Genomic DNA, 13,585 nt, shown 5'->3' on the forward strand with positions numbered 1-13,585 from the left:
CCATGGCTGAACAGAAGTTCGTCGTCAACGGGGTCGCGGTGTCGGTCGACCTACCCGACGACATGCCGTTGCTCTGGGCCCTGCGGGACGAACTCGGTGTCCGCGGCCCCAAGTACGGGTGTGGCATCGGCGTGTGCCATGCCTGCACGAGCCACCTCGACGGGGAGGAGGTACTCCCCTGTGTCACACCGGTCTCCGATGCCGTCGACAAAGAGGTCACGACCATCGAGGGGCTCGCGGACGGCGACGTTCTCCATCCCGTGCAGCAGGCATGGATCGACGAGGACGTCTCCCAGTGCGGTTACTGCCAACCCGGTCAGATCATGGCTGCCGTCGCACTGCTGAAGCGCATCCCCGACCCGACGGACGAGGACATCGACACCATCGAGAACGTCTGCCGGTGCGGTACCTATCCCCGAATTCGACGGGCCATCAAGGCGGCCGCGAAAGCGATGTCGCAGCGCTGATCGAAAAGGTTTCTGCCACAGCACAACACCCCGCGAACCACAGGTTCGCGGGGTGCTGTGTGAACTACCCGATTCAGCCCAGTTCGAAGCGATCGAGCATCATGACCTTGTCCCAGGCCGCGACGAAGTCCCGAACGAACTTGTCCTTGGCGTCGTCGCAGGCGTACACCTCTGCGAGAGCGCGCAATTCGGAGTTCGAGCCGAACACCAGATCGTTGCGAGTTCCGGTCCACTTCTTCTCACCGGTGGCGGCATCCTTGGCCTCGTAGATGCCGTCCTCGGCGGTGGGAACCCATTCGGTACCCATGTCGAGGAGGTTGACGAAGAAGTCGTTGGTGAGCGTGCCGACCTTGTCGGTCAGGACGCCGTGTGTCGACTGCTTGTAGTTCGCGCCGAGCACGCGCAGACCACCGACGAGCACGGTCATCTCGGGTGCACTGAGCGACAGGAGGTTTGCGCGATCGACCAGGTTGAACTCGGCCGGCAGCTTCTGGCCCTTGCCCAGGAAGTTACGGAAACCGTCGACCTTGGGCTCCAGATCGGAGAACGAGTCGACGTCCGTCTTCTCCTGCGTGGCATCCATGCGGCCCGGAGTGAAGGGGACCGTGATGTCGACGCCTGCGTTCTTGGCGGCCTGCTCGACGGCTGCGACGCCACCGAGTACCACGAGGTCTGCGAAGGACACCGTTCCGGAGAACGACTGCTGAATTCCTTCGAGGACGCGGATGACCTGTGCGAGCTCGTCGGGCTCGTTGACCTCCCAGCCGGCCTGCGGCTGCAGACGCAGACGGCCACCGTTGGCACCGCCGCGCTTGTCACTGACGCGGAACGACGACGCCGCCGCCCATGCAGCCGAGATCAGCTGCTCCTGAGTCAGTTCGGATCCGAGGATGGCCTGCTTCAGTTCGGCGATCTGTGCGTCACCGATCAGCTCGTGGTCGACGGCCGGGATCGGGTCCTGCCAGAGCAGGGGCTCCGCGGGGACCTCGGGGCCGAGGTAACGCGAGACCGGTCCCATGTCGCGGTGGGTGAGCTTGAACCATGCCTTCTGGAATTCCTCTGCGAGCTCCTCGGGATGGTCGAGCCACCGCCGGGTGATCTGCTCGTAGATCGGGTCGACGCGCATCGCGATGTCGGAGGTGAGCATCGACGGGTGGCGACGCTTGGAGGGATCGGCGGGGTCGGGAACGAGATCCGCGCCCTCGCCGTTCTTCGGGCGCCACTGGTGTGCACCGGCCGGGCTCTTGTAGAGCTCCCACTCGAACCCGTACAGGGTCTCGAGGAACGAGTTGTCCCACTGGGTGGGCGTAGGGGTCCAGATGACCTCGAGGCCACTGGTGATCGCGTCTGCGCCGACACCACTCTGGTAGCTGTTCTTCCAGCCGAGGCCCATCTGCTCGAGGGGGGCACCCTCGGGCTCGGCACCGATGTGCTCGTCGGGGTCCGCTGCGCCGTGTGTCTTACCGAACGTGTGTCCGCCGACGGCGAGTGCCGCGGTCTCGATGTCGTTCATGGCCATCCGGCCGAAGGTCTCGCGAATGTCCAGTGCGGACTGCACCGGATCCGGGTTGCCGTTGGGGCCTTCCGGGTTCACGTAGATCAGGCCCATCTGCACTGCGGCAAGCGGGTTTTCGAGGCTCGTGCGATCACCGTCGTAGCGCTCGTCGCCCAACCAGGTCTGCTCGGGGCCCCAGTAGACGTCCTCGTCCGGCTCCCAGGCGTCGACGCGTCCGCCGGCGAAGCCGTAGGTCGGCAGACCCATGGACTCGATGGCAACGTTGCCGGTGAGCACGATCAGGTCGGCCCAGGACAGCTTGCGGCCGTACTTCTGCTTGACCGGCCAGATGAGGCGCCGGGCCTTGTCCAGGCTTGCGTTGTCGGGCCAGCTGTTCAGCGGCGCGAAGCGCTGCATGCCGGCTCCGGCACCGCCGCGTCCGTCCTGCTTGCGGTACGTGCCCGCTGCATGCCATGCCATGCGAATGAAGAAGGGGCCGTAATGACCGAAGTCGGCAGGCCACCAGGGCTGCGAGTTCGTCATCAGGGCCTCGATGTCACGCTTGACCTCGGCGAGATCGAGAGAGTTGAACTCGGCTGCGTAGTCGTAGTCGGGCCCCATGGGGTCGCCGACTGCCGGGTTCTTCTTGAGGATCTTCAGATTCAGCGACTTCGGCCACCACTCACGATTGCTTCCGCCTTCGACGGGCCTCGGCATCGAGTCGTGCATGACCGGACACTTGCCGCCGCCACCTTCCTGCGGCTGATCCTCGTTCATCTCTTTTTCGCGTGTTACGTGATCTTCGGACACGTGCTTCCTTCCAAGGTATGACGATCGGGCTGTGATCGGTGGTCACGAACTCTGCTGTGTTCGAGACCGGGGAGGGAACTGAGCGGGAACCGACGGCTGCTCTCGAGCTGCCGAACACTGTGCGCAGAGGCCCCAGTAGATGACCTCTGCCTCGTCGATGGTGAAACCGACGGAGTCCGATGCCGTGAGACACGGCGTCTCGCCTACTGCGCAATCCACATCGGCGATGACGCCGCACGAGCGGCATACGGCGTGATGGTGATTGTCGCCGACGCGCGATTCGTACCGCGCGGGCGAACCCGCCGGCTCGATCCGCCGAACCAGGCGCGCAACCGTCAATGCATTGAGGACGTCGTAGACCGTCTGCCGCGACACCTCGGGCAGCATGGATCGCACGAGCCCGAGAATGGTGTCGGTGTCTGCGTGCGGGTTGGTTTCGACGACCTCGAGTACCGCGACCCGGGGACGGGTCACGCGCATATCGGCAGTGCGCAACTGCTCCGCATGCGGCGAGATCGGCATCACGCTGCCAGTATCCTCCGGCTTTCTGGACCAAGTCAAGTATTCGGCCGAACCTGCCGGCGTGGACCGCACACCGCCGGACCCTCGTCAGGCCAACGCCAGAAACAGCTTTTCGAGTTCAGCCTCGGACATCGGCTCCTTACCGTCCGCACTCTCACCCGTCATGCACTCACGCAGACCTGTCGCCACGATCTTGAATCCAGCTTTGTCCAGTGCACGCGAGACAGCAGCGAGCTGGGTGACGACGTCCTTGCAATCGCGACCGTTCTCGATCATCCCGATGACGCCGGCAAGCTGACCGTGTGCGCGCTTGAGTCGGTTGAGTACCAGTGCGATGCTGTCTTCGTCGCCGATCATGTCGATCCCCTCGATGGTGGTGGTGTCGAACTCGATGGTACCCCCGGGGGCATCAGGCAGGGTTGGATCCACGCCCGCCCAGAGCAGCGATGGCCGCCTTCAGCCTGGTCGTCGCTTCCGCGGCGACCGAGGCCAATTCCGGCTCGCCGGTGACCTCGACCATGATGGCCGGGTTCATCGCCTCGACGATCACCGATCCCGGTGCCGCCGTGTCGTCACGCACGATCACGTTGCACGGCAGCAGCAACCCGATCTGCTTCATGACACCGACCGCACGGTGCGCCAGCCCGGGGTTGCACGCACCGAGAATCATGTAGCGCTCCATGTCCTCGCCGAGCTTCGCTTTGAGAGTCGCCTGCATATCGATCTCGGTGAGAACTCCGAAACCCTGTTCCGACAGCGCCTTTTTCGTGCTGTCGATCGCGGTGTCGAAATCGGTGTCGGTCAGCGTGGTGGACAGTGCGATGTTCATGGTGTCTCCTCGAAAGCTGTTGTTCGGTGGGAGTTGTTGATTCAGTGAGAAAAGCGGATGGACGGCAACGCGGCACGCAGCCATGCCGGCGACCACCACGCGCCGTGTCCGGTCAGCCGTAGCAGGACCGGAAGCAGCACGAGTCGAACCAGGAACGCGTCGAGCAGTACCGCAACGCCGAGGATGATGCCCATCTCCTTCGGGGGCAGCGGATCCGACAGTGCGAATGTGAAGAACACTGCCACCATCACCGCTGCGGCGGCAAAGATGACTCGTCCCGAGTGAGCCAAGCCGTCGACCTGGGCCACCTTGGAATCACCGGTGCGCTCGTAGTGCTCCTTGGCGGTGGCCAGCAGAAAAACGGTGTAGTCCATGGCGATGGCGAAGATCATCGCGAAGAAGAACACCGGACCCCAGCCGTCCAGGAATCCTTGCGGGGTGAAACCGAGCAGTGACGCGCCGTGGCCGTCCTGGAAGATCAACTTGGCGACGCCGAAGGCTGCGGCAGTGGACAGCAGGCTCACCAGCGTGCCGAGCAGTGCGATCAGCGGGGCCTGCAGTGCCACCAGAAGCAGCACGAAACCGAGGACCAGGATGATCCCGACGACGATCGGCAGGTAATCGTTCAATGCCTGCTGCAGGTCGAGGTTCTCCGCGGGCGCTCCTCCGACGAGCGCGGAGTCGGGCAGAGCGGCGCGCAGATCGTCGAGAATCGAGCCCATCGCCTCGTCGGACGGATCGACCGACGGAATTGCCTGCAGCAGTGCATATCCCGATCCATCGGTCGCACCCTGCGGCGGAGTCACCATCGAGATCCCCTCGACTCGAGCTGCCGCCTCAGCGGTGCCGACAGCATCCGCCTCGGGCACGACGATCTGCAGCGAACCCGGTGCACCCGGGCCGAACTGGGCCTGCACCAGCTCGTAGCCCTGCCGCACCGGTGCATCCTCCGGCACCACGGCGATGGACGGCATCGCGACCTTCAAACCGAGCACCGGGAGTGCCAGGGCGATCAGAATTCCCACGGAGACAACGGCGAACGGCCACGGGTGCTTGTGCAACAACTCACCCCATGCTGCGAACTTCGGGGATCGATGCTCCTGACGCTTGGCGTACGGCAACGATGCGGCGTTGACCTTGGGTCCGAGCGCCCCCAATGCCGCAGGCAGCAGTGTCATCGTCGCCAGCAACACGAAGGCGACGGCCAGCATGATCCCGACAGCCATGGTGCGCACCGCGGGCGCGGGGACGAGCAGCACAGCGGACAGACTCACCAACACCGTCAGACCGGACAGTACGACGGCTTTGCCTGCGGTGTCCATTGTTTCGGCCACAGCAGCCCTGGGGTCGGCGTGACGCAGCGCGTCGCGGAATCGAGCGACGATGAAGAGGGCGTAGTCGATCCCCAGCGCGAGGGCGAACATCATCGCGAAATTCATGGCCCACACCGAGATGGGCGTGACGCCGTTGAGCAGAACGAGACCACCCGCGGACGCAACGAGTCCGGCGACGGTGAGCAGCAACGGCAAGCCTGCGGCGACGAGTGAGCCGAACGCGAGCACCATGATCGCCAATGTGACCGGCCAGGAGAACAATTCGGCTTGGATCATCGCGTCGTGGTTCGCCTTGTTGAAGTCCGACCACAGTGCCGACGAGCCGGTGGGATACACCTCGATTCCGTCGCCCGAGAGCCCGGTCAACCGCTCCTTCACATCATCGACGGCCTTCACCATCTCGTCGGTCGTGCCGTTCGCCCCGGCGATGACGATGCCGGTTCGGCCGTCCGGACTGATCGTCATACCCGGTTGCGGCGCAACGACATCCCCGAACCTGGCGTCACCGGCGAACACGGCGGATACGTCGGTGATCACTGCCTGAACGGCGGGATCGGTGATGGACGCCGCGTCGGAGTGGACGACCACCTGCACCGCCGCAGAGGAATTACCGCCGAAATGCTGCTGGGCCAATTCTCGAACCTGAACGGATTCGGATCCGTTCGCCTGCCACCCCGCTCCCGCCAGGGAAGTGAAGACCGAGGGCGCAAACGAACCGAGGCCGATCAACGCGATGAGCCACACGCCGAATACCCAACGGCGATGAGCCACCATCGAAGCACCCGCACGGCCGAGTAGGCCTGGCCCACTCGCGGGCAGGTCATCAGGTGAACGAAGAGTTTCGGCATCGCGCAGCGACATGGTTCTCCTATACGGGTGGGGGTATCGATCGGGGCAGAGGGAACCCCGAGCGACCGAACGTGCCCACCTTCGCATATACCCAAGGGGGTATGCAAGTACCCCTGGGGGTATCACCCCAGGGGTACTCGAATCACAGCAGGCGCGCCGTTGCAGTCAGCCGCCGATCAGAGCCGACCGTTCCACTGCTTCTCTATCCCCCGCAGAACCTCCAGCGTCTGGGCAGAGTCCGCATCGACCGCCATCCGCGACCGGGCGCGCTCGAGCGCACGCTCGGCGCGCGTCACCGCACGGTGACCCGAGTCGGTGGCCTCGACCAAGTACTGCTGCCGATTCCGCGGATTGACGCTTCGGACCAGCAGCCCCGCGTCCACCAGGCTCGCGGTGGTCGCGGTGATACTTGTTCTGTGCCGCACCAACTCTCGTGACAATGTGCTGTACGACGTCGGCCCTCGCCTGCACACAAGTTCCAGCACCTCGTACCTCGCCCAGCTCAGCCCCTGTGTGTCCAGTGCCTCCGCCAGACGAACCCGCGCGGCCGACGCCATGCGCAGCACCGTCGACACGATTTCGAGCTCGGTCGAATGCACCGGAGAGGTATCACCGTCGAACGATTCGGCGAGGGCAGTCATCGGATACTCCCTACTTGATTTCTGTGAGGACGGTGCCTTGGGTGATGGCGTCGCCTGCGGTGACGCTCAGGCCGGTGATGGTGCCGCCTTTGTGGGCGGTGACGGGGTTTTCCATTTTCATCGCTTCCAGGACGGCGATGAGGTCCCCGGCGTCGACGGTTTGGCCTTCGGTGACGGCGACCTTGACCACGGTGCCCTGCATCGGTGCGGTCACCGCATCACCGGACGCTGCTCCCGCGCCGGCTCCGCCTCGGGTACGCGGCTTGGGTTTACGCCGCACCGCTCCGGCAGGCCCACCTCCGTTGCTGCCGAGGGACAGTTCCCCGGGCAGTGAGACCTCGACGCGGCGGCCACCGACCTCGACGACGACGGACTGCCGCGGCAGGACCTCGTCGTCGTCGATCGGTTGCCCGGCGGTGAACGGGGGAACCTGGTTGTCCCATTCGGTTTCGATCCAGCGGGTGTGCACCGAGAAGGAGTCGCCGTCGCCGATGAACGCCGGGTCGGAGACCACCGCGGCGTGGAACGGGATCACTGTCGCCAGGCCTTCGACGGTGAATTCGGCCAGTGCCCGACGCGAACGGGCCAATGCTTCCTCGCGGGTGGCTCCGGTGACGATGAGTTTGGCGAGCATCGAATCGAACTGGCCACCGATCACCGAGCCGGATTCGACACCGGAGTCGACGCGGACACCGGGGCCGGAGGGGGCGGTGAACGTGGTGACCGGTCCGGGGGCGGGCAGGAACCCGCGGCCGGCGTCTTCGCCGTTGATCCGGAACTCGAACGAATGCCCCCGCGGTTCGGGATCGTCGGTGATGGTCAGTTCTTCACCGTTGGCGATGCGGAACTGTTGCAGCACCAGGTCGATGCCGGAGGTTTCCTCGGTGACGGGATGCTCGACCTGCAGGCGGGTGTTGACTTCCAGGAACGAGACGAGTCCGTCTTGGCCGACGAGGTATTCGACGGTTCCGGCGCCGTAGTAGCCGGCTTCGAGGCAGATGGCTTTGGCGCTGGAGTGGATTTCTTTGCGTTGGGCGTCGGTGAGGAACGGGGCGGGGGCTTCTTCGACGAGTTTCTGGAAGCGGCGTTGCAGGGAGCAGTCGCGGGTGCCGGCGACGATGACGTTGCCGTGCTGGTCGGCGATGACCTGCGCTTCGACGTGGCGTGGTTTGTCGAGGTAGCGTTCGACGAAGCATTCCCCGCGCCCGAATGCGGCGACGGCTTCGCGGGTGGCGGAGTCGAACAGTTCGGGGATTTCCTCGCGGGTGCGGGCGACTTTCATGCCGCGGCCGCCGCCACCGAACGCGGCTTTGATCGCGATCGGCAGGCCGTGTTCGTCGACGAACGCCAAAATTTCGTCGGCGTCTTTCACCGGCTCGGACGTGCCCGGGACCGACGGTGCTTTGGCGCGGGCGGCGATGTGGCGGGCGGTGACCTTGTCGCCGAGGTCGCGGATGGACTGTGGGGAGGGTCCGATCCAGATCAGGCCGGCGTCGATCACGGCCCCCGCGAAGTCGGCGTTCTCGGAGAGGAATCCGTAGCCGGGGTGGATGGCGTCGGCGCCGGACTTGGCGGCGGCATCCAAAATTTTGTCGATCACCAAATAGGATTCGGCCGAGGACTGCCCACCGAGGGCGAATGCTTCGTCGGCGAGGCGGACGAAGGGGGCATCGGCGTCGGGTTCGGCGTAGACAGCGACACTGGCCAACCCGGCATCAGCAGCCGCCCGGATCACCCGCACCGCGATCTCACCACGATTGGCAACAAGAACCTTGGTGATCTTCCGATGAGAATTGGACGTGGTCATATTGTCGAGTTCCTTCACTGGCCGTATCGGGCATTGACGAAAAGAGCTGGGGCACTGGCGAGTCCATAACGGTGCATGTCTTCCGGGCGACCCCACAGATCCAGCACCGGCGAAGGTTCTTGGACCACGGACGGCTGCGCCGCGGACAACACAGCAACAACAGCGGCGATGTCGGTGTCGGTCGGGCGTCCACTGAACGACCAACTACCCGACGCCGCAACAAGATTCGCTTCGCCGTTCATAGTGGGATGTTTCCGTGCTTCTTCGGTGGGAGGGTGACTTGTTTGCGTTCGAGCAGACGCAGTGCGGTCACGATCTGACCGCGGGTATGACTCGGCGGGATGACGGCATCGAGGTACCCGCGTTCGGCAGCGACGTACGGGTTGACCAGAGTGTCCTCGTATTCCTGCTGCAACGTCAGCCGCAACGCGTCGACGTCCTCACCGTTCTTCGCCGCCTCCAACAACTGCTTGCGATACACGAACCCGACCGCACCCGAGGCCCCCATCACCGCGATCTGCGCCGTCGGCCACGCCAAATTGACGTCGGCACCCATGTGCTTGGACCCCATCACGTCGTACGCCCCGCCGTACGCCTTGCGGGTGATGACGGTGATCTTCCCGACCGTCGCCTCCCCATAGGCATACAACAATTTCGCGCCCCGCCGAATGATGCCGTTGTACTCCTGACCCGTCCCGGGCAAGAACCCCGGCACATCGACCAACGTGATGATCGGAACGTTGAAACAATCACACGTGCGCACGAACCGCGCCGCCTTCTCCGAGGCATCGATATCGAGGGTTCCCGCGAACTGCGTCGGCTGATTGGCCACGATCCCCACACTGCGGCCGTCGATCCGCCCGAACCCGACGATGATGTTGCGGGCCCGCCCCTCCTGCACTTCGAGGAACTCGTCGTCGTCGAGGATCCGGGTGATCACCTCGTGCATGTCGTAGGGGGTGTTCGGTGAATCCGGGATCAGAGTGTCGAGCTCGAGATCCTCCGCCGTCAGCGAGTCCTCGATCGCCCCGGTGATCGGATCCGACGGCACCGTCCGCGGGGCATCGGCGCGATTGTTCGACGGGAGATACGACAGCAGATCCCGCACGTAATCCAATGCGTCGTGCTCACCGGAGGCGACGTAATGCGCGACCCCGGACTTCTCCATGTGTGTCTTCGCGCCACCGAGCTCTTCCATCGTCACGTTCTCACCGGTGACGGTTTTGATGACATCGGGGCCGGTGACGAACATCTGACTGGTGCCGTCGACCATGACCACGAAATCGGTCAACGCCGGGGAGTAGACGTGCCCACCGGCGGCGGCACCCATGATCAACGAGATCTGCGGGATCACCCCCGACGCGCGGACGTTGCGGTGAAAGATCTCCCCGTACAACCCGAGAGAGACGACCCCTTCCTGGATGCGGGCACCGGCACCTTCGTTGATCCCCACCAACGGCCGTCCGGTCTTGACCGCCAGGTCCATGACCTTGACGATCTTCTCGCCGTAGATTTCCCCCAACGAGCCGCCGAAAACGGTCGCGTCCTGGGAGAACACACACACATCACGGCCGTCGACGGTGCCGTAGCCGGTGACGACACCGTCACCGAGGGGCCGGTTGTCACCCAACCCGAAATTCTGGGACCGGTGCCGCGCCAACGCATCGAGCTCGACGAACGAGCCCTCGTCGAGCAACGCCGTGATCCGCTCGCGTGCGGTCAACTTGCCCTTCGCGTGGACCCGCTCCACCGCCGCCTCACCCGAGGGATGCTCCGCACCCGCGAGACGTTTACGAAGATCGGCCAATTTACCCGCAGTGGTATGGATATCGGGTTCGGTTGTCGTCATGCAGATGTCCCCTACGTTGTGTGAAAAGCCGGGTACGGATCGTCAGTTGGTTGCGAGCGATCGCGCGATGACCAGACGTTGAATCTGGTTGGTGCCCTCGAAGATCTGGGTGATCTTGGCGTCGCGCATGTATCGCTCGACGCGGAAGTCCCTGGTGTAGCCGTAACCGCCGAACACCTGAACTGCATCGGTGGTCACCTTCATGGCTGCGTCAGTGGCGATCAGTTTTGCCACGGAAGCATTGCGGGAGTACGGAAGTCCTGCGTCCCGGCGGCGAGCCGCATCGAGGTAGGTGGCGCGGGCGGAATCGACCGCAGCCGCCATGTCCGCCAGTACGAAGCCCAGACCCTGATGGTCGATGATCTTCTTGCCGAACGCAGTGCGTTCCTGGGCGTACTTCACTGCATCGTCGAGTGCTGCCTGGGCGATTCCTACTGCGACAGCGGCAATTCCGAGCCTTCCGGCGTCCAGCGCACTGAACGCGATCTGCAGCCCTTGGCCCTCCGCTCCGATCCGCCATTCGGTGGGTACGTGCACGTCGTCGTAGTGCGCGGAGGTCGTCGGGATCGCATGCAACCCCATTTTTTCCTCGGGCTTGCCGAAGCTCAGGCCCTCGGTTCCGTTCGGAACGAGGAAGCACGAGACCCCCTTCGAGCCTTCTCCGGTGCGGGCGAAGAGGTTGTAGAAATCGGCCACACCGCCGTGCGTGATCCAGGCCTTCGATCCGTTCACCGTGTAACCACCGTCGGTTGCGGTGGCCTTGCAACTCAGCGCCGCTGCGTCGGAACCGGCCTGGGCTTCGGACAGCGAGTACGCACCGATCTGTCCGCCGCCGAGCATGCCTGGGAGCTTGTCTTCCTTCTGCTGATCGGTACCGAACGCCATCATGGGATAGCAGGCCAGACCGTGCACACTCACCGCCACTGCAACTGCGGCCCAACGTGATGCCAACTCTTCGAGAACCTGCAGGTAGACCTCGTACGGCTGGCCGCCACCGCCCCACTCTTCGGCGTACGGCAGGCTCAGCAGGCCCGCCTCGCCCAGTGTCGCGAACACCCCGTCCGGGTAGGTCTCGTGGCGTTCGTGTTCGTCGACGATCGGGTCGAGTACCTTGTCCGCCACATCTCGGGTGAGCGCTATGAGGTCACGTGCTTCAGCGGTGGGCAACAGGCGATCGACGGGCACGGACAACCTCCGGGACTTTTCAGCATCAGTACTGCAGGGTGATCCGCAGTACTGATGCACAGTACTGCACAAGTCGATGCAGTACCATCCTTGGTGTGAACGCACCCGTGACCTCGCACGCCACGGCGCGCCGTTCCGAGCTCTTCGACCAACTCGTGAGTCTGTTCTTGGCCGAGGGATTCGCACACCTGACACTCGACACCATCGCGGCACGGCTTCGCTGCTCCAAGTCCACCCTCTACACCCTGGCGTCCAGCAAGGATCAGCTGGTCGGCGCAGCTACAGTGCACTACTTCAAGTCCATGACCACCCAGGTCGAAAATGCGGTCGCCGAGGTGGACGGCACCCGCAATCGCATCACCACCTACCTCACCGCCGTCGGCGCAGCTCTGGAATCGGCATCCGAACAGTTCATGACCGATCTGGCATCGCTCGAGTCGGCGCGTTCGGTGTACGAGCGCAATACCGCAATCGCCGCACGACGCGTCCAGGAGCTGATCAGCGAAGGAGTCGCCAGTGGCGAGGTACGTGACGTGCACGCGGCTTTCGTCGGCGACGTCGCGTCCTCGGTCATGGTCCGAATTCAGACGCGAGAAGTGTTCCGATTGACCGGCCTGAGTGACGGAGATGCGTATCTCGAACTGGCGAAATTGCTGACCGCTGGAATCGGCGCGTAGCAGCGGAGTCGGGAATGAATCCACCCCGACACGTGCTGAAGTACAGTGAATATGGTTGATCCTTCAACGAAAGAGCACGTGATGAAGAAGATCGGATTCCTGTCCTTCGGTCATTGGTCCCCGTCCCCGCAGTCACAGACGCGATCGGCGTCGGATGTGCTGCTGCAGTCGATCGACCTCGCGGTGGCGGCCGAAGAACTCGGGGCCGACGGCGCTTACTACCGCGTGCACCACTTCGCCAACCAGCTTGCCTCTCCGTTTCCGCTGCTCGCCGCCGTGGGGGCCAGAACGAGCACCATCGAAATCGGTACCGGCGTCATCGACATGCGCTACGAGAACCCTTTCTACATGGCCGAGGATTCCGGCTCCGCCGACCTCATCTCGGGCGGGCGGTTGCAACTCGGTGTGAGCCGAGGATCGCCCGAACAGGTCATCGAGGGTTACCGGTACTTCGGATACTCCCCCGCGGAGGGCTCCGATCATGCAGACATGGCTCGTGAGCACACCCGCATCTACCTCGATCTCCTGGAAGGCAAGGGCTTCGCTCAGCCGAACCCGCGGCCGATGTTCCCCAACCCGCCCGGCCTGCTGCGCCTGGAACCTCACGCACCGGGCCTGCGCCAACGCATCTGGTGGGGTGCAGGCACCCGCGAGACGGCCGAGTGGACAGCACGCCAGGGCATGAACTTGATGAGCTCGACCCTGCTGAGCGAAGACACCGGAGTGCCCTTCCATCAGTTGCAAGCCGAGCAGATCGAACGTTTTCACAAGACGTGGAGCGACGCCGGCCACGACTTCGCTCCTCGAACGTCCGTGAGTCGCAGCATCTTTCCGATCGTGAGCGACCTGGATCGCGCCTACTTCGGACGGGAGGGAAGCGGCGACGACCAAGTCGGCTACCTCGACGGCGGCAAGGCCCGGTTCGGCAAGACCTACGCGGGTGAGCCCGATCGACTGATCGAAGAACTCGCCGCAGACGAGGCGATCGCCGCCGCGGATACCCTCCTGCTCACCGTCCCGAATCAGTTGGGCGTCGACTACTGCGCCCACGTGGTGGAGACACTGCTCAGCGACGTGGCCCCCGCACTGGGGTGGCGCTGATCACTGGACTGACGAGGCG

Annotated in this window: 13 protein-coding genes; 3 read left to right on the plus strand and 10 right to left on the minus strand. The window is 64.2% G+C overall.

All coding sequences use genetic code 11. From position 1 onward, the window contains the following. Positions 1 to 2 precede the first annotated feature (2 nt). On the plus strand, positions 3 to 467 hold the full coding sequence (locus BH93_RS18740; RefSeq protein WP_032376547.1) for a (2Fe-2S)-binding protein: 465 nt from the start codon (positions 3 to 5) through the stop codon (positions 465 to 467). A 73-nt stretch (positions 468 to 540) separates the two neighbouring features. Here BH93_RS18740 and katG read toward each other — a convergent pair whose 3' ends face one another. The 10 genes from katG to BH93_RS18790 form a co-directional block, all read right to left on the minus strand. Then, positions 541 to 2,772: a catalase/peroxidase HPI gene (katG, locus tag BH93_RS18745; protein ID WP_080739201.1), complete on the minus strand. Its 2,232-nt coding sequence runs from the start codon at positions 2,770 to 2,772 to the stop codon at positions 541 to 543. A 42-nt stretch (positions 2,773 to 2,814) separates the two neighbouring features. After that, complete coding sequence (locus BH93_RS18750; protein WP_037176424.1) at positions 2,815 to 3,294, minus strand: Fur family transcriptional regulator; 480 nt, start codon at positions 3,292 to 3,294, stop codon at positions 2,815 to 2,817. Positions 3,295 to 3,381: 87 nt separating this feature from the next. Beyond that, on the minus strand, positions 3,382 to 3,651 hold the full coding sequence (locus BH93_RS18755; protein WP_037177042.1) for a metal-sensitive transcriptional regulator: 270 nt from the start codon (positions 3,649 to 3,651) through the stop codon (positions 3,382 to 3,384). Positions 3,652 to 3,703: 52 nt separating this feature from the next. Further along, positions 3,704 to 4,123 carry a DUF302 domain-containing protein gene (locus tag BH93_RS18760; RefSeq protein ID WP_037176422.1) on the minus strand — a complete coding sequence of 140 codons (420 nt, stop codon included), beginning with the start codon at positions 4,121 to 4,123 and terminating at the stop codon, positions 3,704 to 3,706. 41 nt (positions 4,124 to 4,164) lie between these two features. Beyond that, on the minus strand, positions 4,165 to 6,318 hold the full coding sequence (locus tag BH93_RS18765) for an MMPL family transporter (protein WP_037176421.1): 2,154 nt from the start codon (positions 6,316 to 6,318) through the stop codon (positions 4,165 to 4,167). Between the two features lie 164 nt (positions 6,319 to 6,482). Continuing rightward, entirely contained in the window at positions 6,483 to 6,947 is a 465-nt protein-coding gene (locus BH93_RS18770; RefSeq protein ID WP_052065649.1) for a MarR family transcriptional regulator, read from the minus strand. A 10-nt stretch (positions 6,948 to 6,957) separates the two neighbouring features. Beyond that, positions 6,958 to 8,754 (minus strand): acetyl/propionyl/methylcrotonyl-CoA carboxylase subunit alpha, encoded by a 1,797-nt coding sequence (locus tag BH93_RS18775; RefSeq protein ID WP_165712768.1) that lies wholly within the window; start codon positions 8,752 to 8,754, stop codon positions 6,958 to 6,960. Positions 8,755 to 8,768: 14 nt separating this feature from the next. After that, positions 8,769 to 8,996: an acyl-CoA carboxylase epsilon subunit gene (locus BH93_RS18780; protein WP_165712771.1), complete on the minus strand. Its 228-nt coding sequence runs from the start codon at positions 8,994 to 8,996 to the stop codon at positions 8,769 to 8,771. Next, positions 8,993 to 10,603, minus strand: coding sequence for an acyl-CoA carboxylase subunit beta (locus BH93_RS18785; protein WP_165712774.1), 1,611 nt, complete (start codon positions 10,601 to 10,603; stop codon positions 8,993 to 8,995). Before BH93_RS18785 ends, BH93_RS18780 begins: the two co-directional genes overlap by 4 nt. Positions 10,604 to 10,645: 42 nt before the next feature. Then, positions 10,646 to 11,788, minus strand: a complete 1,143-nt coding sequence (locus BH93_RS18790; RefSeq protein ID WP_037176408.1) for an acyl-CoA dehydrogenase family protein — start codon at positions 11,786 to 11,788, stop codon at positions 10,646 to 10,648. 95 nt (positions 11,789 to 11,883) lie between these two features. Between BH93_RS18790 and BH93_RS18795 the strand changes: the two genes are divergently transcribed. Next, positions 11,884 to 12,465: a TetR/AcrR family transcriptional regulator gene (locus BH93_RS18795; protein ID WP_230592549.1), complete on the plus strand. Its 582-nt coding sequence runs from the start codon at positions 11,884 to 11,886 to the stop codon at positions 12,463 to 12,465. A gap of 81 nt (positions 12,466 to 12,546) precedes the next feature. After that, positions 12,547 to 13,566 carry an LLM class flavin-dependent oxidoreductase gene (locus BH93_RS18800; RefSeq protein ID WP_037176407.1) on the plus strand — a complete coding sequence of 340 codons (1,020 nt, stop codon included), beginning with the start codon at positions 12,547 to 12,549 and terminating at the stop codon, positions 13,564 to 13,566. Positions 13,567 to 13,585 lie beyond the last annotated feature (19 nt).

The organism is Rhodococcoides fascians A25f, assembly GCF_000760935.2.
In the GTDB taxonomy this organism is placed as follows: domain Bacteria; phylum Actinomycetota; class Actinomycetes; order Mycobacteriales; family Mycobacteriaceae; genus Rhodococcoides.

Bases quoted from the DNA above. Each gene is read 5' to 3' on its own strand.
- BH93_RS18740 (WP_032376547.1), top strand. From the start codon at position 3: ATGGCTGAACAGAAGTTCGTCGTCAACGGGGTCGCGGTGTCGGTCGAC.
- BH93_RS18750 (WP_037176424.1), bottom strand. From the start codon at position 3,294: ATGCCGATCTCGCCGCATGCGGAGCAGTTGCGCACTGCCGATATGCGC.
- BH93_RS18755 (WP_037177042.1), bottom strand. From the start codon at position 3,651: ATGATCGGCGACGAAGACAGCATCGCACTGGTACTCAACCGACTCAAG.
- BH93_RS18760 (WP_037176422.1), bottom strand. From the start codon at position 4,123: ATGAACATCGCACTGTCCACCACGCTGACCGACACCGATTTCGACACC.
- BH93_RS18765 (WP_037176421.1), bottom strand. From the start codon at position 6,318: ATGTCGCTGCGCGATGCCGAAACTCTTCGTTCACCTGATGACCTGCCC.
- BH93_RS18770 (WP_052065649.1), bottom strand. From the start codon at position 6,947: ATGACTGCCCTCGCCGAATCGTTCGACGGTGATACCTCTCCGGTGCAT.
- BH93_RS18775 (WP_165712768.1), bottom strand. From the start codon at position 8,754: ATGACCACGTCCAATTCTCATCGGAAGATCACCAAGGTTCTTGTTGCC.
- BH93_RS18780 (WP_165712771.1), bottom strand. From the start codon at position 8,996: ATGAACGGCGAAGCGAATCTTGTTGCGGCGTCGGGTAGTTGGTCGTTC.
- BH93_RS18785 (WP_165712774.1), bottom strand. From the start codon at position 10,603: ATGACGACAACCGAACCCGATATCCATACCACTGCGGGTAAATTGGCC.
- BH93_RS18800 (WP_037176407.1), top strand. From the start codon at position 12,547: ATGAAGAAGATCGGATTCCTGTCCTTCGGTCATTGGTCCCCGTCCCCG.